Below are 21604 nucleotides of genomic sequence, written 5' to 3' on the forward strand. Positions count from 1 at the left end.
AACAAAATATCGAGATTATCTTCAGAATATCGCTGCTTGAAAAAGTTAACAACGCTCTTATCGTTGATAAAGAAAAGAGGGTGAATCGCGTATTACGACACACCCTCTTGCTAATTTCCTATATTCGATGGTGGATAAAAATCAATAGATATATCTGCCGTATGTCTTGATTCTAAAGCTGTGTGCCTCTATTGAAACTAAGAATTTGTCCTTGGCATGGATTTTTAATAGTATATAATTGTTCCTATATTAAATTTGATGTTTGATAAAAACACAGTTGGGAATTTATGAATTAGGAAGGTGTTTTCCTACAAAAGAATTATCTTTGCATTTTGGGTAATGCTAATCGGACATTTGCTCAACTTAGAAATGGAATGTACATTGATAATGATTCCGAGTTATTGATAGAGTGTGATAAAGGAAGATATGGACTTTATGAAAATAAAAAAGTTATTGTTTTGGGGACTGTTATTGTTGATAGGTAATATTAAGGCAGCGGATTTTAGTTATAAGTTTAGGACTATATCTCCTGATGGCGGATTTTATTATGATGGTATAAAGGATATTGAACAGGATCAAACCGGATTTATTTGGGTGATGATGGATTACGGATTGTATCGTTTTGATGGTTATCACTACAAAAGATATCATTCTTATTTTGCTGAGATGCGACCAACTCGGAAATGGGTATTTAGAAATATGGCTTCAGACAATAGTGGAGGAATATTTGTAAATACAAATAATGGATTGTATTTATATAATCCTATATTAGATTCTTTCCAGCGAATTTATGATGGAGTCCAATCGGTGGAGATTGATGGAAGGAACAGAGTATGGATAAGAACGAATAATCGATGGTATATGTTAAATCCTGGTGACGCGAGTTTGATAAAGCCTGAGTATGAAGGAGCATTTGCGGGATATCATACAGATTTGTTCTGTGTACATAATTCTGATTTATATACGTTTAGTCTACAGAGGATTTACCGTTTTAATTATGTTAATAATAAGAATAAACTTTGCTTGAATTTACCAGATAAGGAGGGAATTATTCGTTTTGCTCAGACATATATGGGAAAACTGTGGATTTTTACAGACAAAGGATTGCTTTGCAAAATAGATTTGGCTTCTTTTCATATTGAAAAAAAATATAATTTGTTTTCTAATTATAAGACGACTGATTTTCGTTCATTTTGTATTGATAATAATGGAAAAATTTGGTTTGGAACGATTGAGGGGATTTATGTCTTCACTCCCGATGACGAAACCTGGACCCATTATACCCATTCCCGTTTCGACAAGTTCAGTTTGCCGAACAATTCCGTCTGGCGGATATATGCGGACAAATACTCGAATTTATGGATTGGTACCTATTCGGGAACATTGAGTTATGTATATATCGGCGAGTCCGATGCCTTCCAGACCTGGACTCCCCGCAATGGAGGATTGAACTACACGCCTGTTAGTGCCTTTGCCGACGCGCCGGATGCCCTTTGGCTTGGTACAGAGGGAGGTGGCATGAACCGTATGGACAAGTCGACAGGACAGATTTCTTCTTTTTCCCCATGGAACGGTACAGATTTTCGCAATATAAAGTCTTTGGTTACGGACCATGAGCAGAATTTATGGATTTCAACTTTCAGAGAAGGGTTGGGGAACTATGATGTCAGGCAGCGACGGCTTGTTCGCTATCGGCATGACAAGAATGACAAACGGTCGTTGCTTGCCGATGATATCAGGAAAACAATTCTGGAGGCTGATTCCGGTTTGTGGGTCGCCTATCAATATCAGAAGCCTGTGGTATCATTTTTTTCATTCCGAGACCGGTTGTTCACGCATTATGAACTGGATAAGACATCGGATCATCTGTTTGATATCCAGCGCCAGGGCGAAAACAAGTTGTGGGCCATCAGCAACGAAGCGCTTTATTGTCTGGATATCCATACGCGCCAGGTGGAAAAGAAGATGCCGGCCGATTCCACTTATCTGGGCTTGTTTACCTTCTGTTTGGATGATTCGGGCAATATTTGGATTGGTACGATAGGAAACGGGCTGGTGAAGTATGATGTCAATACGTCGGAATTTCATCCGATGAAGGATGTATTGCAACGTAATATTTATTCTGTTTATACGTTGTGTTATGACGACGGAAACATCTGGATGGGTACTGACGACGGGCTTTATTGTTATCACATAGCCCGCAATCATTTGGCACGTTTTGATGAAGGCGAAAATACGCAGGGACAAGTGTATTATCCACTAGCTTCCATGAAGGGCATGGACGGCAAACTCTATTTTGGCGGTACGAACGGTTTTACCTGTGTAGACCCTAAAAAAATATCATATAATGCCTATAAGCCTAAGGCGCTGATTTCCAATTTTTATATCGACCATGAGGTGGTGCGTCCGGATTATGTACTGAAGGATTCGGTTCGCGAGCTTGTCTTGGCCTATGACCAGACTAACTTTGGTTTCCAGTTTTCTTCGGATAGTTATCATATTCCGGAGAAGAACCGCTTCAAGTATCGTTTGCGCGGATACAATGATACATGGATTACGGTGGATGCGCAGAACCGCACGGCCATGTACTCAAAGGTGCCGGCCGGCGTTTACTGGTTTGAGGTTTACGCGGCCAACAATGATGGAGTGTGGAGCGACGCGCCTACTGTTGTCAAGGTCATACGGAAGGTAGCCCCCTGGCTCAGTTGGCCAGCATACGTCCTATATTTCCTGATGTTCTCCGCAGGCGTTTATGCGGTTTACCGACATTATTCAGAAAAGAAACGGTTCAAATTGTTGCTCTATCAGGAAAGCTTGGAGCGCGACAAGAAGGAGCAGATTCATCAGGCCCAGCTCCGTTTCTTCACCAACATTTCGCACGACTTCCGCACGCCTCTGTCGTTGATTTTGGCTGCTTTGGACAAGTTGAGGCGTGAGGGCCTGAAAGAGTATTACTATCGTATTCTGAATGGCAACGTACAACGATTGCTGAATCTGGTAAATGAGCTGATGGACTTTCGTACGGTGGAAAATGGAATGATGAAACTGGAATTGGAGCCGTTGGACATCAATAGGATAGTGTCGGACATCGGTAATGATTTTGTGGATTATGCCAAGGAACGAGGTATCGATTTCCAGATAGAGTGTGACAAAAATCTGCCTGATGCAATCTATGCTGACCGGAATGTCTTGGAGAAGATTGTCATGAATCTGTTGAATAATTCATTCAAATATACAAAAGGGAAAGGTTCCATTTGCCTGAAGACGTTGAACGAAGGGCAAGTGTTTGAATCCCAATATGAAAACAAATTTACCGTAGGTGATTGCATTGACCGTGCTTTCAGTCTGGTAGTGAGTGATACGGGGATTGGTATTTCCGGAGAGTCCATCAGCAGTGTATTCGAGCGATTTTATAAGGTGAATACGGTGAATGCCGATTCTCATTTGGGTACAGGCATTGGACTTGCTTTGGTCAAGAGTCTTGTCTTGTTGCATAAGGGCGAAGTGACAATTTATAGCAAGCGGGACAGTGGGACAGATATGGTAGTGCGTCTGCCTTTGGATACCGGTGTATTTTGTGAGGCCGATTTCAAGAAGCAGTCGGCAGAAGAGTCTGATGAGGCCATAGAAAGTAAACCAGAGGAGGCGACAACAGAAAATGTGTTGGAACAGGTAGAGGAACGTTTGCAAAACGAGGGAAAGAAGCGTATTCTGCTTGTGGAGGACAATGCTGATCTGCGGGCTTTAATTGCCGAATCACTGGCAGATGAATTTTTGGTGATGCAGGCTGGAGATGGACTGGAGGCCTTGAAACAGATAGAAGATATCGACTTCGATTTGGTCGTCAGCGATATCATGATGCCCAACAAGGACGGAGTGTCGTTGTGTCACGATATTAAAAATAATTTGGATACTTCTCATATCCCGGTAGTGTTGCTTACGGCCAAGACCAGTCTGGAAAGCAAGCTGGAAGGGGTTGATTCTGGGGCTGACCTGTACTTTGAGAAACCGATAGATTTGACATATCTGAAACTATCTTTGCTCAATATTTTCCGTAACCGTCAGCAGTTGAAGGAACATTATGCCAAGAATTATTATGCCGACAGCAGTGAGTTGGTTACCAATGAACAGGATAACAAGTTCCTGAAACATTTTGTCGACTATGTGGATGCCCATATGGACTGCTCTCAGCTGGATGTCAATCAAATAGCTGAAGAACTGGGTATGAGTCGCAGCAAGTTGTATACCAAGGTGAAGGGCTTGACAGGGAAATCGGTAGTGGAGTTTGTATTGAATTGCCGTTTGCGTAGAGCGGCCCGCTTGATTATCGAGGAGAATTTAACTATGCGCGAGGTGATGGCTCATGTCGGCATCGAGAGTCAGGCTTACTTTACCAATGCCTTCAAGAAAGTGTTTGGCGAAACGCCTACTTCGTTTGCAGCCAAGCATAAGAAGTAACTTGATAAAGCGGCTGGAAAAGTGGATTTCATGTTTGTTTTGTCAATTTGAGTAAGGACAAAATGGGATAGAGTAAGTCAAAGTGGAAGGAAAAGACTTCCTTTGCATCAGATTTATGGGAATTATGTTATGAATAGATTATTAAAGATTTTATTAGTATGCTTTCTGGTGATGATGGATACTCCTGTTTGGAGCCAGAAGCAGTTACCTGCTGACCAGGAAATCCCCCTGAAATATGGGGCCGATCGCTTGGGGAAACGTAGTGATGCCGCCATGCAGAAGTTCCGCGACAACCGCTTGGGGGCTTTTATCCATTGGGGACTTTATGCCATTCCCGGTGGAGAATGGAACGGAAAAGTGTATAACGGTGCTGCCGAGTGGCTGAAGTCATGGGCAAAGGTACCGTCGGACGAGTGGATGAAACTGATGGACCAGTGGAATCCGCAGAACTTCGACGCCAGGGCTTGGGCGAAGATGGCCAGGCAGATGGGGGTAAAGTATGTGAAGATTACCACCAAGCACCACGAAGGTTTCTGTCTCTGGCCCAGCAAATACACGAAATATACGGTTACCAATACGCCTTATAAGAGGGATATTTTGGGCGAACTGGTGAAGGCTTACAACGACGAAGGCATCGACGTGCATTTTTATTTCTCGGTAATGGACTGGAGTCATCCTGACTATCGCTATGACATCAAGTCGAAGGAGGACGAGGAGGCGTTCAGCCGTTTCCTGGAGTTTACGGACAACCAGCTGAAGGAACTGGCTACCCGCTATCCCACCGTCAAGGACTTCTGGTTCGACGGGACATGGGATGCCAGCATCAAGAAGAACGGCTGGTGGACGGCTCATGTGGAGAAGATGCTGAAGGACCTGGTGCCGGGCGTTACCATCAACAGCCGTCTGCGTGCCGATGACTATGGCAAACGCCATTTCGACAGCAACGGGCATCTGATGGGCGATTACGAATCGGGGTACGAGCGTCGTCTGCCCGATCCGGTGAAGGACCTGAAGGTGACCCGCTGGGATTGGGAAGCCTGCATGACCGTGCCCGAAAACCAGTGGGGGTATCACAAGGACTGGACGTTGAGCTATGTGAAGACGCCTCTGGAGGTGCTGGAACGAATCGTTCATGCCGTTTCGATGGGAGGTAACATGGTGGTGAACTTCGGCCCCCAGCCCGACGGTGATTTCCGTCCAGAAGAGAAGCAGCTGGCAGAAAGCATCGGCCGCTGGATGAAGAAGTATGGCGAGTGTATCTATGGTTGCGACTATTCCGGCTGGGAGAAGCAGGCGTGGGGATACTACACCCGCAAGGGCAAGGATGTATATATGGTTGTGTTCAATCCTCCTTATTCCAAGCATTTGGTTGTAAAGACTCCTGTTGGTACTGAAATTGTTAAGGCAGTGACTGTAAATGGAGGGAAGGATGTGAAAATCACCGAAACTGCTCGTAACGAATACAATGTGGATATGCCGGATAAAGATCCGGGTGAACCGTTTGTCATTAAACTTGAAACAAAAGAAAAAACGTCAGAAACGGACAAATATCGGGATGCTTTGACTTGATTGTAATATATTGAGTCCGTTTTTATTTTAAGAAAAAGAGAACTTCTAACCTGATTTATATATAGTTGATATCTAAAGAAAAACATTTAGTATGATGAAAAGTATAAGTTTATGTGTAATCTTGTGGCTAGTTACAGCTTCACAGATAGTAGCTCAGCCTAAATTTGACAAAGCTGAAGTGAAATCTTGGATGAAACGGGTAGCTGATTGGCAAATAGCCAATCCTAATAAAGAGGCCGAACACGATGATCTGGACTGGACCCACGCAGCACTTTATATGGGGATGATAGACTGGGCCGAACTGACGGAAAAGGAAGACGCTGACAGTTCTTACTATCAATGGTTACTCCGTATTGGTCGGAAGAATCATTTTCAAGTAGGTAAGTGGATGTATCATGCAGATTTTATAGCTGTAGGTCAATCGTTTATTGACTTGTATCGGAAGTATGGTGAGATAAAGATGATAGCTCCTGTGATGGCGCGTGCCAATTGGGTGGTGGACAATCTGCCTGAAACGACTTTGGAGTTGGATTATAGTCGTATGGAAACGTTGAGCCGCTGGTCTTGGTGCGACGCACTGTTCATGGCACCTCCCGTCTATGCCAAGCTCTATGCACAAACGCTTGACAAGAAGTATCTGAACTTTTTAAATAGGGAATATACGGCTACCTACGATTACTTGTATGACAAAGAGGAACAAATGTTCTACCGTGACCGCCGTTATTTTGACAAGCGGGAAGCCAATGGTAAAAAGGTGTTTTGGGGACGGGGTAACGGTTGGGTCTTGGGAGGATTAGCCGAGATTCTTCAGGCGCTTCCTGGTGACGAACCTTCGCGTAAATTCTACCAAGACCTGTTTGTCACACTGGCCACTCGTGTAGCCGGCTTGCAGAGTCCCGACGGATATTGGCATGCCAGCCTGCTCGATCCTGAATCTTATCCTTCGCCCGAGACAAGTGCTACAGGTTTCATCGTTTATGCTTTGGCTTATGGAGTTAACGAGGGATTACTCGATAAAGCTACATTCCTGCCAGTTGTAGCAAAGGGCTGGAAGGCATTGGTTGATGCAGTCGATGCCGACGGTAAGTTGGGATATGTTCAACCTATCGGCGCCGACCCGCGTAAGGTGACCCGCGATATGACTGAAGTCTATGGCGTAGGTGCTTTCCTGATGGCAGGATGTCAGATTTGTCGTTTAGCAGAAAGTGCTGATTAAGTTAAAATAGAAGACCATGAAAACACAGATAATAAAGAAGACTATATTGTTGTCAGTTGTATGGCTGATATGCTTGCTGGGTTTTGCACCGAAGGCGGAAGCCCGCGATGTGACGTCGTTCAACGACGGATGGGAATTCAAGAAAGGGCCGTTTGCGGCGGATGCCATGCAGGTGGCAGCCAAGTGGAATGCCGACTGGGAGAAGGTGACCGTGCCCCACACCTGGAATGCGGATGACATGCAGAAGAAGACTAACAGCTTCTATGCCGGCGTGGCCTATTATCGGAAACAGCATGTCTTCCCCAAGTCGCTGGAAGGCAAGCGCATCTTCCTGCGCTTCGAAGGCGTGGGCTCGTGTGCCGAGGTCTATGTTAACGGTTATCTGGTGGGGACACACAAGGGGGCCTATTCAGCTTTCGTCTGCGAAATCGGCTCACAGGTCAAGTATGGTGAGGAGAATGAAATCGTGGTGAAGGCCGACAACACGGCGCGGCCCGACGTGATACCGGTCAACCATGGCCTGTTCGGTGTCTATGGCGGCATCTACCGCCCTGTATGGCTGGTGGTGACCGAGCCCTGCAACATCGTGGTGAACGACTGCGCTTCGCCGGGTGTGTACATCACGCAGAAGAATGTGTCGAAGAAATCGGCCGAGGTGTCTGTCAAGGTGAAGCTGGACAATGCCACGCTGGCGCCGGTTCCTTTGGAGCTGGAGAATGCCATTTATACCCGCGAAGGCAAGCTGGTCAAGACGCATCGCCAGTCTTTCGACCTGACACCTCAGGGTGTGCAGAGTTATGTTTCCCATTTCAAGATCAGCAATCCTCACTTATGGCAGGGACGCGAGGACCCTTATCTCTATAAGGTGGTGTCGCGCCTGAAGCAGGACGGGCAGGTCATCGACGAGGTGGTGCAGCCCCTGGGCTTGCGCAAGTACGAAGCCATCGCCGGCAAGGGCTTCTTCCTGAACGGCAAGAAGTATCCCATGTACGGTGTTACCCGCCATCAGGACTGGTGGGGGCTGGGCAGCGCGCTGACCAACAAGGAGCACGACTTCGACCTGGCGCAGATTATGGAGGTGGGAGCCACGACCGTGCGCTTCGCCCACTACCAGCAGTCGGACTACATCTACTCGCGGTGCGACACGCTGGGGCTCGTCATCTGGGCCGAGATTCCTTTCGTGAACCGCGTCACGGGGCAGGAGTGGGACAACGTCCACCAGCAGATGCGCGAGCTGATACGCCAGAGCTTCAACCATCCCTCCATTTACGTGTGGGGCATCCATAACGAAGTCTATCATCCGCACGGTTATACGGCGGCGCTCACGCAGTCTGTCCACGACCTCTGCAAGCTCGAGGACCCCGACCGCTATACGGTGGCCGTCAATGGCTACGGCCATGTGGAGCATCCTGTCAACGAGAATACTGATATACAGGGCATGAACCGCTACTTCGGCTGGTACGAGAAGAAGATACAGGACATCAAGCCCTGGGTCGAGAAGATGGAGAAGGAATATCCCTGGCAACGGCTGATGCTAACCGAATATGGCGCGGACGCCAACATCGAGCATCAGACGGAGATACTGGGTGACGCCCTGAACTGGGGCAGCGACTTCTATCCCGAGACTTTCCAGACCAAGACACACGAGTACCAGTGGAGCATCATCGCCCGTCATCCTTACATCCTGGCATCCTACCTGTGGAACATGTTCGACTTCGCCGTGCCCCTATGGAAGCGTGGCGGTGTGGATGCGCGCAACATGAAGGGCCTTATTACCTTCGACCGCAAGACGCGCAAGGACTCTTTCTACTGGTACAAGGCCAACTGGAGCAAAGAACCTGTACTCTACCTGACGCAGCGCCGCAACACGGAGCGCGAGCGCAAGGAGACTTCCGTGACTGTTTACTCTAACCTCGGCACGCCCCGCGTTTATCTGAACGGCCAGGAGCTGGAAGGCATCCGCAAGGGCTATACCGATGTCCACTACGTTTTCGACAAAGTGACCCTGGCCGAAGGGCGCAACGTGCTCAAAGCCATCATTACCTTCGATGGCAAGGAATACACCGACGAAATCGTATGGAACTATAATGGCGATCGTGTACGTCAGGCCGATTCTTACGAACATAAGAAAGAACATGCTGGCTGGTAATTTTTAATGGTTTTTTGTTAGGCAAAGAGGATCGGACGCAGGGAGCCGGTCCTCTTTTGTTTTTCTTGAGTTTAGTCATTTTAAACTCCTAGTTTAGTCGCTTTAAACTTCCAGTTTAATCGTATTAAACTCTCAGTTTATCACCGTTAAACTGTCAGTTTATTATGGATAAACTGAAATAAACTCGTAGGCAGTGGAGAATATTGTGTACGAAAGGCATGAACAAAGAGGTCGCATCTTGGGAAATAAAGTTGGCATGATGGCTGCTTTGATGAACTTGCTGATGATAAAAGGAGAGTTTTCTTTGCTCTTTTCTTACGATTCTATAGAAAAATATGATTTTTTTCTTCAAACTGTTTGGATATTATAAAAAAGCCCTTACCTTTGCATCACGTTAAGCAACAAAAGATAATAGAATTACCAATTTTAAAGAGATAAGAAAGATATGATGCTACATACATCCATTAACCTGGCAGTCCTGCATATTATTCGCGTCGTGGTCTTGAAATCAAGAGCGTGAGAAAGGTTTTGTGTATGTATTCATACGTCGGAAGATAATTATTGAAGCCTTTCTCACTGATGAGAAAGGCTTTTTTCATTGAAAGGAGAACAACAAAGATGAAACACCAGTTACGCAGTTCGTTCAGTACGCAGGGCCGCCGCATGGCCGGGGCACGTGCGTTGTGGGTGGCCAACGGCATGAAGCGCGAGCAGATGGGCAAGCCCATCATTGCCATCGTCAATTCGTTCACGCAGTTTGTACCCGGTCACGTCCACCTGCACGAAATCGGCCAGTATGTCAAGGAAGAGATTGAAAAACTGGGCTGCTTTGCCGCCGAGTTCAATACCATCGCCATCGACGACGGCATCGCCATGGGACACGACGGCATGCTCTACTCCCTGCCTTCGCGCGACATCATTGCCGACAGTGTGGAGTACATGGTCAACGCCCACAAGGCCGACGCCATGGTGTGCATCAGCAACTGCGACAAGATAACGCCGGGCATGCTCATGGCCGCCATGCGCCTGAACATACCCACCGTCTTCGTCTCGGGCGGACCGATGGAGGCGGGCGAATGGAAGGGACAGCACCTCGACCTGATAGACGCCATGATCAAGTCGGCCGACACGACGGTGAGCGACGACGACGTGGCTAAGATTGAGCAGCATGCCTGCCCTACGTGCGGATGCTGCTCGGGCATGTTCACCGCCAACTCCATGAACTGCCTGAACGAGGCTATCGGCCTGGCCCTGCCGGGCAACGGCACCATCGTGGCTACGCACGAGAACCGCAAGAAGCTTTTCAAGGACGCCGCCAAGCTGATTGTGGAGAACGCTTACAAATACTACGAGGACGGTGACGAGAGCGTGTTGCCCCGCAGCATTGCAACCCGCGAGGCTTTTCTCAACGCCATGACGCTGGACATCGCCATGGGCGGCTCGACCAACACTGTGCTCCACCTGCTGGCCGTGGCTCACGAGGCGGGAGCCGACTTCAAGATGGAAGACATCGACATGCTGTCGCGCAAGACGCCCTGCCTCTGCAAGGTGGCGCCCAACACGCAGAAATACCACGTACAAGATGTGAACCGTGCCGGCGGCATCGTGGCCATTATGGCCGAGCTGGCCAAGGGTGGACTCGTCGATACCAGCGTGAAGCGCGTGGACGGCTTGACGCTGGCCGAAGAGATTGACCAGTATTGCATCACCAGCCCCAACGTCTGCAAGAAGGCGCTGAAGAAATACGCCAGTGCTCCCGGCGGCAAGTTCAACCTGAAGCTGGGTTCGCAGGACAACTTTTATAAGGAATACGATACCGACCGTGCCGAGGGTTGTATCCGTGACTTGGAGCATGCTTATAGCAAGGACGGCGGCCTGGCTGTGCTGAAGGGAAACATCGCACAGGATGGTTGTGTGGTTAAGACTGCTGGTGTGGACGAAAGCATCTGGAAGTTCACCGGCCCTGCCAAAGTCTTCGACTCTCAGGAAGCTGCTTGCGAAGGTATTCTGGGTGGCAAGGTGCAGAGTGGCGACGTGGTGGTCATCACTCACGAAGGCCCCAAGGGTGGTCCCGGCATGCAAGAGATGCTTTATCCCACTTCTTATATCAAGTCGCGCCACCTGGGCAAGGAGTGTGCCCTCATTACCGACGGGCGCTTCAGCGGTGGCACGTCGGGCTTGAGCATCGGCCACATCTCGCCCGAAGCGGCAGCCGGCGGCAACATCGGCAAGCTGGTGGATGGCGACATCATCGAGATAGACATCCCCAACCGCACCATCAACGTCCGGCTGACCGATGCCGAACTGGCGGCACGTCCCATGACGCCTGTCACTCGTAACCGCGAGGTGTCCAAGGCGTTGAAGGCCTACGCCAGCCTGGTGAGCTCGGCAGACAAGGGAGCGGTGAGAATTATATAATTGAAAATTGAGAATTGAAAATTAATAGCCTTGTGATTTCGCTGGCAATTTCCCATTTTCAATTCTCCATTATCCATTAAAGAAATGAAAGATACAATTACAGGCGCAGAAGCCCTGATGCGCTCCCTGGAGCACGAAGGGGTACAAACGATATTCGGCTATCCGGGCGGCAGCATCATGCCGGTGTTCGATGCCTTATACGACCATCGGAAGACATTGAACCACATCCTGGTGCGCCACGAACAGGGTGCTACCCATGCCGCGCAGGGCTTTGCCCGTGTGTCGGGTCAGGTAGGTGTCTGCCTCGTGACCAGTGGGCCGGGTGCTACTAATACCATTACCGGTATTGCCGACGCCATGATAGACAGTACGCCCATCGTGGTTATTGCCGGGCAGGTGGGTACGGGTTTCCTCGGTACGGATGCCTTTCAGGAAGTGGACCTCGTAGGCATCACGCAGCCCATCACCAAGTGGAGTTACCAGATCCGTCGGGCCGAAGATGTGCCTTGGGCCGTGGCGCGCGCCTTCTACATTGCCCGTAGCGGTCGGCCGGGCCCTGTGGTGCTCGACTTTGCCAAGAACGCGCAGGTAGACAAGATGGAATATGCTCCCGTGACAGTCGATTATATCCGCAGTTACCAGCCCGTGCCCGATATGGATATGGAAGCCATCCGCGAGGCAGCCGACCTCATCAATGCCGCCGAACGTCCGTTGGTACTCGTGGGGCAGGGGGTAGAGCTGGGCAATGCCCAAGCCGAACTCCGGGCCTTCATCGAGAAAGCCGGACTGCCTGCTGGACGTACCCTGCTGGGACTTTCGGCCCTTCCTTCCGACCATCCGTTGAACAAAGGTATGCTGGGCATGCACGGCAATCTGGGGCCGAACATCAATACCAATAAGTGCGACGTGCTGATAGCCGTGGGTATGCGCTTCGACGACCGTGTGACGGGCAACGTAGCTACTTATGCTCCGCAGGCTAAAATCATCCACTTCGATATCGACCCTGCCGAGATAGACAAGAACATCAAGACCGACGTGGCCGTGTTGGGCGATTGCAAACAGACGCTTCCTGCTGTTACCGAACTGCTGAAGCCCGCTACCCATCAGGAATGGCTCGACAGCTTCCGCACCTACGAGGAAGTAGAGGAGGAGAAAGTAATCCGTCCTGAACTCCATCGCACGACCCGCGAACTGAGCATGGGCGAGGTGGCCCGTGCCGTGAGCGAAGCCACCGGCAACGATGCCATCCTGGTGACCGATGTCGGACAGAACCAAATGCTCTCTGCCCGCTACTTCAAGTATACCCGCGAGCGCAGCATCGTTACTTCCGGCGGACTGGGTACGATGGGCTTCGGCCTGCCTGCCGCCATCGGAGCCACCTTTGGCCGTCCCGACCGCACCGTCTGCGTCTTCATGGGCGACGGTGGCCTGCAGATGAACCTGCAGGAACTGGGCACGGTGATGGAGCAGAAGGCGCCCGTCAAGATGATATTGCTCAACAACAACTACCTGGGCAACGTCCGCCAGTGGCAGGCCATGTTCTTCAACCGCCGCTACTCGTTTACCCCCATGCTGAACCCCGACTACATGCAGATAGCCGCCGCATACGGCATCCCTTCGCGCCGCGTCATGGAGCGTTCGGAGTTGGCCGATGCTATCCGCGAGATGCTGGCCACGGACGGTCCCTTCCTGCTCGAGGCCTGCGTGGAAGAAGAGGGTAACGTTATGCCGATGACGCCTCCGGGTGGTTCGGTGAACCAGATGCTTTTGGAATGCTAAAAGATACAGACTATGACTGACAAGACATTATATACCATTATCGTCCATTCGGAAAACATTGCCGGCTTGCTCAATCAGGTGACGGCGGTGTTTACCCGCAGGCAGATCAATATCGAAAGCCTGAATGTGTCCGCTTCTTCCATTCAGGGCGTACACAAGTACACCATTACAGCGTGGACGGACAAGGATACCATCGAGAAAGTCGTGAAGCAGATTACTAAGAAGATGGATGTACTGCAGGCTCATTATTTTACCGACGACGAAATCTATCAGCACGAGATAGCCCTTTACAAGGTAGAGACTCCTGCGCTGGAACAAACGCCTGAGGTGTCGAAGGTCATCCGTAAGAATCATGCCCGCATCGTCGAGGTGAATCCCGTCTTCTCCATTGTCGAGCTGAACGGTATGAGCGACGACATCACCCATCTCTATCAGGAGTTGCAAGCATTTGGTTGCGTGCTTCAGTTTGTCCGCTCAGGGCGTGTGGCTATCACTACGAGCTGCTTCGAACGGGTTAACGAGTACCTGACCGAACGGGAAGCAAAATATCTGGAAAGTAAAAAACAGAAAAGCAATGAGTGAAAACAACAAAATAGGAACCTATAACTTCGTGGCCGAGCCTTTCCATGTAGATTTTACCGGACGGCTGACGCTGGGGGTGCTGGGCAATCACCTGCTCAACTGTGCGGGTTTCCACGCCACCGAACGTGGTTTTGGCATGGCCGAGCTGAACGAAGAAAACTATACGTGGGTACTGTCCCGTCTGGCTGTTGATATGGACGAGATGCCCTTGCAATATGAACCCTTCTCGGTACAGACGTGGGTGGAGAACGTCTACCGCCTCTTTACCGACCGTAACTTTGCCATCCTCGACAAGGACGGCCGCAAGATAGGATATGCTCGTTCTGTTTGGGCAATGATCAGCATGCAGACACGCAAACCCATCGACCTGCTAGCCATAAACGGTGGCGATATTGTAAACTACGTGTGCGATGAACCTTGCCCCATCGAGAAGCCTTCACGTATCAAGGTGATGGCTACGGAGCCTGTCGCTTCGCTCACGGCCAAGTACAGTGATATTGACATCAACGGCCATGTCAACAGCATCCGCTACATCGAGCACATCCTCGATCTTTTCCCGCTGGAGAAGTATCGGACGCAGCGTATCCGTCGCTTTGAGATGGCCTACGTGGCCGAAAGTTACTATGGTGACACGCTTTCCTTCTTCTTAGATGACGATGGTAACGATGTGTATGGTGTGGAAGTGAAAAAGAACGGCGATGAAACCGTATGCCGTGCAAAAGTGATATTTGAATAAAAGAAATATATTAATCGGGCGAAAGCCACAAATAAAAACAATAACAACAATGGCACAATTGAATTTTGGCGGTGTTATCGAAAATGTGATGACCCGCGAAGAGTTTCCCTTGGAAAAGGCACGTGAGATTTTGAAAGACGAAACGATTGCAGTAATCGGATATGGTGTACAAGGTCCTGGTCAGGCTTGCAACCTGCGCGACAACGGCTTCAACGTCATCGTTGGCCAACGTCCTGGCAAGACTTTTGAAAAAGCGATTGCCGACGGATGGGTACCCGGCGAAACCTTGTTTGGTATCGAGGAAGCAGCCGAGAAGGGCACCATTGTGATGTGTCTGCTTTCCGATGCAGCCGTCATGTCTGTATGGCCTACGTTGAAGCCGCATCTGACGGCTGGCAAGGCTCTTTACTTCTCTCATGGTTTTGCTATTACTTGGAACGATCGTACAGGCGTGGTTCCTCCCAAAGATATTGATGTGATTATGGTGGCCCCGAAAGGTTCGGGTACGTCGCTTCGTACCATGTTCCTCGAAGGCCGTGGCTTGAACAGCTCTTACGCCATCTATCAGGATGCTACAGGCAAGGCAATGGACCGCACGCTGGCTCTGGGTATCGGTATCGGTTCGGGCTATCTGTTTGAGACGACTTTCCAGCGCGAAGCTACTTCCGACCTTACTGGTGAGCGTGGTTCGCTGATGGGCGCTATTCAAGGCCTGTTGTTGGCACAGTATGAAGTGCTCCGTGAGAATGGCCACACACCTTCCGAAGCCTTCAATGAAACCGTTGAGGAACTGACGCAGTCGTTGATGCCCCTCTTTGCCAAGAATGGTATGGACTGGATGTATGCCAACTGCTCTACTACTGCCCAGCGCGGTGCTCTTGACTGGATGGGCCCGTTCCACGATGCTATTAAACCGGTTATGCAGAAGTTGTATGAGAGCGTGAAGTGTGGTAACGAAGCTCAGATATCTATCGACAGCAACTCTAAGCCCGATTATCGCGAAAAACTGAATGCTGAGCTGAAAGCTCTGCGTGAAAGCGAGATGTGGCAGACGGCTGTTACCGTTCGCAAGCTCCGTCCGGAGAACAACTAAACGTATAGGATTGAAGAACTCCAAGGGAGTGTATCGGCGTGCTTGGCACGGCTGGTACACTCCTTTTTTTAGGTATCAAATATCAAGCATAAACGACTTTGCAAAGTCCCTCTTTACGTCCGCCAAGTTCATGTTTAGCGAGCTAAAGTAGGTGTTTAGGAACGCAATATCGGTAGTGAGTAATGGATTGTCCCAATTTGGTTTCAATCCTTCATTTGTAGTGTAATCTGTTAGAAGAAAGGGATGTAGGTTGAAAGATAAAGTTTCACGGCAGTGTTCATTGTCTTCGGCTTGTACAATAATATGTCATCTTGCCCAATATGGATGTTTCAATATAAATTTCTTATTATCAGTTGTTTGTGGTGAAATCACATAGGTGAAATGTATTTGTAGAAAGGGAAATAAAAAGAACTGCTTCACTAATAGTGAAACAGTTCTTATTCTTCGTGGGCGTTGACGGATTCGAACCGCCGACCCTCTGCTTGTAAGGCAGATGCTCTGAACCAGCTGAGCTAAACGCCCTTTTCTTTGAAAAAGCGTGGCAAAGGTACGACTTATTTTTATATCTCCAAATAATAGACTCGTTTTTTTCAAAAAACATTGTTTGTTGCAGCAAAAAGGATGGGAGTGTGTAGAGGGAATGGGCGTTAAACTAACGCCTATTCCCAGTTCTGCGATTCCTTTTGAATATGTTCCAGCAATCGTCGGTAGAAGGCGTGACGGTTCAACGTGGAAGCCTCACCAAGGATGACCAGTTTCATGCGAGCTCGGGTCATGGCTACGTTCATGCGACGTAAGTCGGAGAGAAAACCTATTTGCCCTTCGTCGTTGGCACGGACGAGACTGATGAAAATGACATCGCGTTCTTGTCCCTGAAAGCCATCGACGGTATTTACAGTCATCAGACTGCGATAGGGACGCAGGGTAGCGTCGTTTTTCAGTTTTCCACGCAAGTATTGTACCTGTGCCTTGTAGGGGGAGATAAGGCCAAAGTCAATGCGTTCGTCCAAAATACGTTGGCCGCCGATGCGTTCGATGTATTTCCGTAGTTCGCTGAGTAAGAGATCTGCCTCCTGGCGATTGATACGGCCGAAGCTTTCGCCCACAAACTCTTCCTTAAAATCCATTTCCGATGTGTCGATCCACGAGATGGGTGTGTCCCAGTCCAGGATGCCGCGATGGCGCACTTCGGGGGCGGCTTGCAACAGCCCGCTGTAGAACCAGTCGGACGAGAAGCGCATGATGGCTTCGTTCATGCGGTATTGGGTAGTGAGCAGCGAGACGGTCTCAGGTTTGCGGGCCACGACAGTTTCCATTAGTGTGCGTTCCAGGCCACCTCGTGCTGCATCATAGCACTTGATGGTGGGTGGTAGTTGTTGGTGGTCACCAGCCAGCACCACGCGATCGGCCTTACGGATGGCTATCCAGCAGGCTGCTTCGAGGGCTTGTGCCGCTTCATCGATAAAGAGGGTGCCGAAACGTCGGCCCGACAGTACACGATGGTTACTGCTGACTAAGGTGGAGGCAATGACGTGAGCCGAGTCGAAGAGGTCGGCATTGATCTGAACTTCCAGAGCTGTGGCTCGGTCGCGTAGGCGGGATATACGGCTGCGCACTCCTTCACGTTCTTCGTAAGTGCCACGGCGGGCTTTGCCATGTAGTTGACGTAGCTCTTTGCGGATGCTCCACAGTTCAGTATAGGCCGGATGGGCTTCGAAGCGACGTTCGTAGGTGAAGGACAGCATTTTGTCATTGACGCGTGTGGGATTGCCGATACGCAGTACGCTGACACCTCGGTCTACAAGCTTTTCTGAGATCCAGTCTACTGCCGTATTACTTTGTGCACACACCAGCACTTGCGGTTCGCGGTGTAGTGTCTCGTAGATGGCTTCGACCAGCGTGGTAGTTTTTCCTGTGCCGGGAGGGCCGTGGACAATGGCAACGTCGCGGGTACATAATACTTTGTTGACGGCCGACTCCTGTGTTTGGTTCAGCCAGGGGAAACGGACGGGGTAGAGTTCGCGGAAGCCGGGCTTCAGGATACCCAGCAGCGTGTCGCGCAGTTCGGCCAGCCGGTTGCTTTTGGCGCGGAGCACGTCGGTCAAAGCTTCGAACATGGTGCGATAACTGGTCTCGTCGAAATAGAGCTGTACCCCTAAACGATCAGCTCCCTGTATGTCCATGATAGATCCTGCTCCGGGCATAACCACCACCATGCGTGTGTCGTCGGCATAGCTTACGGTGCCTTGGAAGTTATAGTAGCTGAGGCTCCCGTCTGCTGTTTGGTGGAAGAAGCAGACTGAACGTCCATATTCGAAATTGTGTTCAATATCAATATCTTCGGTACGGGTTATTTCCAGTACCAACTGATTGAGCGAGTTATAGTAACTTCGTCCGGCGGTAGCCGGAAACCAACAAAGCCCACGTTTTACTTTGCGTGCCACTCCCATGGTTTCCGTCTGGCGTCGGAATTCTTCCTTTTCGTATTCATATTCCATGCGGAGTAACAGTTGTTGTCGCTGGAGGTGTAGGCTGGGGCTTTCAGTATCTTTTTCCTGTTTCATGGAAGCTTTTTTCACTTGACTTACCATTGGATCGGAGTCTCTCCATGTGCTTTCAGGTACTCGTTTGTGCGGCTGAAATGTTTGTTTCCAAAGAATCCGTTGTAGGCGGAGAGTGGAGATGGGTGGGCTGATGTCAACACCAGATGACGGTTGCGGTCAATGAAGGCTCCTTTGCGCTGGGCGTATGCCCCCCACAGGATGAAGACCAAATGTTCTTTCTCTTCAGCCAACAGGCGGATAGCAGCATCTGTAAAGGTTTCCCAACCGCGGTTTTGATGTGAACCGGCCTGGTGGGCACGTACTGTTAGTGTGGCGTTCAACAGAAGCACACCCTGTTCTGCCCAGCGCGTCAGGTTGCCAGTGGACGGTGTGTCGGTGCCTATGTCACTTTTGATTTCTTTGAAGATATTGACTAAAGATGGTGGGAAAGCTACTCCATCGTTTACAGAGAAGCAAAGGCCATGTGCCTGTCCTGGGCCATGATAGGGGTCCTGGCCGATGATGACTACTTTTACTTTATCGAAAGGGCAAAGGTTGAAAGCATTGAATATGAGTTTGCCCGGAGGATATACGGTGCCGTTTTGATATTCGGTTCGTACGAAATCGGTCAGGGCTTTGAAGTAATCTTTGTCGAATTCGGGTTGTAGACGTTTTTTCCAGCTCTCTTCTATTTGAACATTCATGGCAGTTGGATTATGAATTGATTTTTGGGATACAAATTAACGCAGATTTCTGCAAATGGAAAAACTAATCTTCTCCTTTGTTTGCAAAAATCTGCGTTCTATATCCTTAAATCAGATGAATGTTGTGTTCGCGGCACTCTTGACGCATCTGTTCAGGCCAAATGCTGGCTTGTATTTCGCCGATATGTGCCTTACGCAAATAGAACATACAGAGGCGTGACTGGCCTATACCACCTCCGATGGATAGGGGCAGGGTGTCGTCCATCAGGCGTTTGTGGAAATAGAGTTCCAGGCGTTTTTCTTCTCCTGCCAGTTTTAGTTGTTTAACTAAGGCTGCCTTGTCTACTCGGATACCCATAGAAGACAGTTCGATGCTTCGTTGTAGAGGTTCGTCCCAAAGTAATAGGTCGCCGTTCAGTCCGGGCAGACCGTTCAGGCCCGGAGTTGTAAAATCATCATAGTCAGGAGCACGTCCGTCGTGTTTCTTCCCGTCTCCTAACTCACAGCCAATACCTACAATAAATACAGCTTTATGCTTTTTTGTGATGGCATGTTCGCGTTCTTTGGGAGACATATTGGGGTAGAGTTGGCGTAGCTCTTCGGCGTGGATGAAGTGTAATTTTTCCGGTAGACAGGGTTTAATCTGGGGATACATTTCGTATACCATGTACTCTGTGCGTACCATGGCGGCATAGATGCGGGTTACAATTTCTTTAAGGAACTCTACGTTACGGTCTTCGGCAGTGATGACACGTTCCCAGTCCCATTGGTCCACATAGAGCGAGTGCAGGTTGCCCAGTTCCTCGTCGGCTCGGATGGCATTCATGTCCGTATAGATGCCGTAACCGGGTTCTATGTTGTATTCGGCTAGAGTCAAGCGTTTCCATTTAGCCAGTGAATGTACTACTTCAGCCTGTGCGTCGCCCAAGTCTTTGATCGGAAAGGAAACAGGACGCTCTACACCATTCAGGTCGTCATTGATCCCCATACCTTTCAGCACGAATAGTGGAGCCGTGACACGTCTTAGACGGAGTTCTGATGACAGGTTCATCTGAAAGAACTCCTTGATTTGTTTGATACCCAGCTCTGTTTGCTTTAGGTCTAACAGGGGTTTATAGTCTTTGGGTGTTATCAAGTAACTCATAGGATCTAGTTTTTAATGTTATGTTGCTAATTTGTTTGGCAAATATAGATAAAATATTGTTTGGTGTGTCTGTTTTGCTAAATAAAATATCAATTTGATTGTATATTCTTGTGTTGTGTTTTCATTTTAATAGTGTAAGAGAAGGTCTTGCTCTGCGAAATAATCTTGAAAAAAGCAGGCATATATTAGGAGAATGCTGATATTTTTTATACTTTTGCCTCGCAATTGAGGCCTGGTAGCTTAGTGAATAGAGCGTCAGATTCCGGTTCTGAAGGTCGTGGGTTTGAGTCCCACCCGGGTCACTGAAAAAGAAAGTGCTAATTACTTGTTGTTTAAGTGATTAGCACTTTATTTTTTGGTTTTATACGAGCTAATAATATTGCATTTTTTAGCGCTTGAATCATGCTTTATGTGCATTTGTTGACTAATTGTTGACTAATTAATTATTAGCGTAAGATGCTGACTATCAAAGCGGAAATTAAGAAAAATGAGCAGAAAACAGACGGAACTTATAATGTCAAGTTACGCTTTACACTCAATCGTAAGGTAAAGAGGTTGTCCACAAGCCTATTTGTTAAGCCAACAGACCTTACAAGAACGGGTAATTTTAAGAAAGGAACGCTTATCAGTAAAGAGATAGATAAGCTCGTTAATGCTTATCAGCTCAAATGCGATTCAATGCAAATAGACTTAAATTGCTATTCTCTTGAACAAATATTTAAGCGACTAAATTTTGAGGAACATAAGGAAAAAAGCATTGATTTTATTCAGTTTTCACGTCAATGGACTGCAAATGCCAATCTTAAAGGGGTGAAGAATTACAAGACCATCATTAATTCTCTTATAATTTTTATAGGCAGAGAAACACTGAATATTTCTGAAATTACAGTTCCATTCCTTTATAAGTATATGAATTTTCTAAACAAGCAGAGGGCGGAAAAGGTTGAGAAATTGAAAGCTGAAGGTAAAAGAATACCCTCAAATAGAATGTTATCACTATATCTTGGAGGATTACGACATCTTTATAAAGAGGTTCAAAAGAAATATAATGACTATGAGAATGGTTTTGTTTTGATACCTAACTCACCCTTTAATAATTTTAGGATTCCTAAGCAAGAAGCTACACGCAAAAGGGCTATTCCAGCAGACATAATAAAGAAAGTGTGGAAACTACCTTATAAGGATATGAAAAAAGGCTATAAAGCCACTTGTC

14 protein-coding genes and 2 tRNA genes are annotated in these 21604 nt (G+C 48.5%); 12 read left to right on the forward strand and 4 right to left on the reverse strand.

The window, feature by feature from the left end:
* The first annotated feature begins 1155 nt into the window (after window positions 1-1155).
* From HF894_RS14275 to ilvC, 10 genes are all read left to right on the forward strand, one after another.
* Complete coding sequence (locus HF894_RS14275; protein ID WP_246593274.1) at window positions 1156-4458, forward strand: hybrid sensor histidine kinase/response regulator transcription factor; 3303 nt, start codon at window positions 1156-1158, stop codon at window positions 4456-4458.
* A 171-nt stretch (window positions 4459-4629) separates the two neighbouring features.
* A complete protein-coding gene (locus HF894_RS14280) occupies window positions 4630-6027 on the forward strand; it encodes an alpha-L-fucosidase (RefSeq protein WP_394369868.1) in 1398 nt (465 codons plus the stop codon).
* Between the two features lie 94 nt (window positions 6028-6121).
* A complete protein-coding gene (locus HF894_RS14285; RefSeq protein ID WP_204973241.1) occupies window positions 6122-7243 on the forward strand; it encodes a glycoside hydrolase family 88/105 protein in 1122 nt (373 codons plus the stop codon).
* Window positions 7244-7259: 16 nt separating this feature from the next.
* Window positions 7260-9392, forward strand: coding sequence for a glycoside hydrolase family 2 protein (locus tag HF894_RS14290; RefSeq protein WP_204973230.1), 2133 nt, complete (start codon window positions 7260-7262; stop codon window positions 9390-9392).
* A gap of 193 nt (window positions 9393-9585) precedes the next feature.
* Entirely contained in the window at window positions 9586-9762 is a 177-nt protein-coding gene (locus HF894_RS14295; protein ID WP_204973233.1) for a hypothetical protein, read from the forward strand.
* A gap of 248 nt (window positions 9763-10010) precedes the next feature.
* Entirely contained in the window at window positions 10011-11810 is a 1800-nt protein-coding gene (gene ilvD, locus HF894_RS14300) for a dihydroxy-acid dehydratase (protein ID WP_021848450.1), read from the forward strand.
* Between the two features lie 84 nt (window positions 11811-11894).
* Window positions 11895-13589 carry a biosynthetic-type acetolactate synthase large subunit gene (gene ilvB, locus HF894_RS14305; protein WP_204973235.1) on the forward strand — a complete coding sequence of 565 codons (1695 nt, stop codon included), beginning with the start codon at window positions 11895-11897 and terminating at the stop codon, window positions 13587-13589.
* 12 nt (window positions 13590-13601) lie between these two features.
* Complete coding sequence (ilvN, locus tag HF894_RS14310; RefSeq protein WP_204973237.1) at window positions 13602-14171, forward strand: acetolactate synthase small subunit; 570 nt, start codon at window positions 13602-13604, stop codon at window positions 14169-14171.
* A complete protein-coding gene (locus HF894_RS14315) occupies window positions 14164-14907 on the forward strand; it encodes an acyl-[acyl-carrier-protein] thioesterase (RefSeq protein WP_021848453.1) in 744 nt (247 codons plus the stop codon). The genes ilvN and HF894_RS14315 overlap by 8 nt, the downstream gene beginning before the upstream one ends.
* Window positions 14908-14956: 49 nt before the next feature.
* Window positions 14957-16000, forward strand: a complete 1044-nt coding sequence (gene ilvC, locus HF894_RS14320; RefSeq protein ID WP_021848454.1) for a ketol-acid reductoisomerase — start codon at window positions 14957-14959, stop codon at window positions 15998-16000.
* A 447-nt stretch (window positions 16001-16447) separates the two neighbouring features.
* Here the strand turns inward: ilvC and HF894_RS14325 are convergent.
* From HF894_RS14325 to asnA, 4 genes are all read right to left on the reverse strand, one after another.
* A tRNA-Val gene (locus HF894_RS14325) sits at window positions 16448-16522 on the reverse strand.
* A 137-nt stretch (window positions 16523-16659) separates the two neighbouring features.
* Window positions 16660-18564 (reverse strand): AAA domain-containing protein, encoded by a 1905-nt coding sequence (locus tag HF894_RS14330; protein ID WP_204973238.1) that lies wholly within the window; start codon window positions 18562-18564, stop codon window positions 16660-16662.
* A 20-nt stretch (window positions 18565-18584) separates the two neighbouring features.
* Complete coding sequence (ung, locus tag HF894_RS14335; RefSeq protein WP_075317902.1) at window positions 18585-19247, reverse strand: uracil-DNA glycosylase; 663 nt, start codon at window positions 19245-19247, stop codon at window positions 18585-18587.
* A gap of 106 nt (window positions 19248-19353) precedes the next feature.
* Window positions 19354-20391 carry an aspartate--ammonia ligase gene (gene asnA, locus HF894_RS14340; RefSeq protein ID WP_204969154.1) on the reverse strand — a complete coding sequence of 346 codons (1038 nt, stop codon included), beginning with the start codon at window positions 20389-20391 and terminating at the stop codon, window positions 19354-19356.
* A 229-nt stretch (window positions 20392-20620) separates the two neighbouring features.
* On the opposite strand from asnA, the gene HF894_RS14345 reads away from it, so the two are divergent.
* Window positions 20621-20693: transfer RNA gene (locus HF894_RS14345), tRNA-Arg, on the forward strand.
* Between the two features lie 154 nt (window positions 20694-20847).
* The coding region (locus tag HF894_RS14350; protein WP_204973240.1) for a phage integrase SAM-like domain-containing protein at window positions 20848-21604 on the forward strand (757 nt) is incomplete at its 3' end.

It is taken from the genome of Caecibacteroides pullorum (assembly GCF_019239235.1).
Taxonomy (GTDB): domain Bacteria; phylum Bacteroidota; class Bacteroidia; order Bacteroidales; family Bacteroidaceae; genus Bacteroides; species Bacteroides pullorum.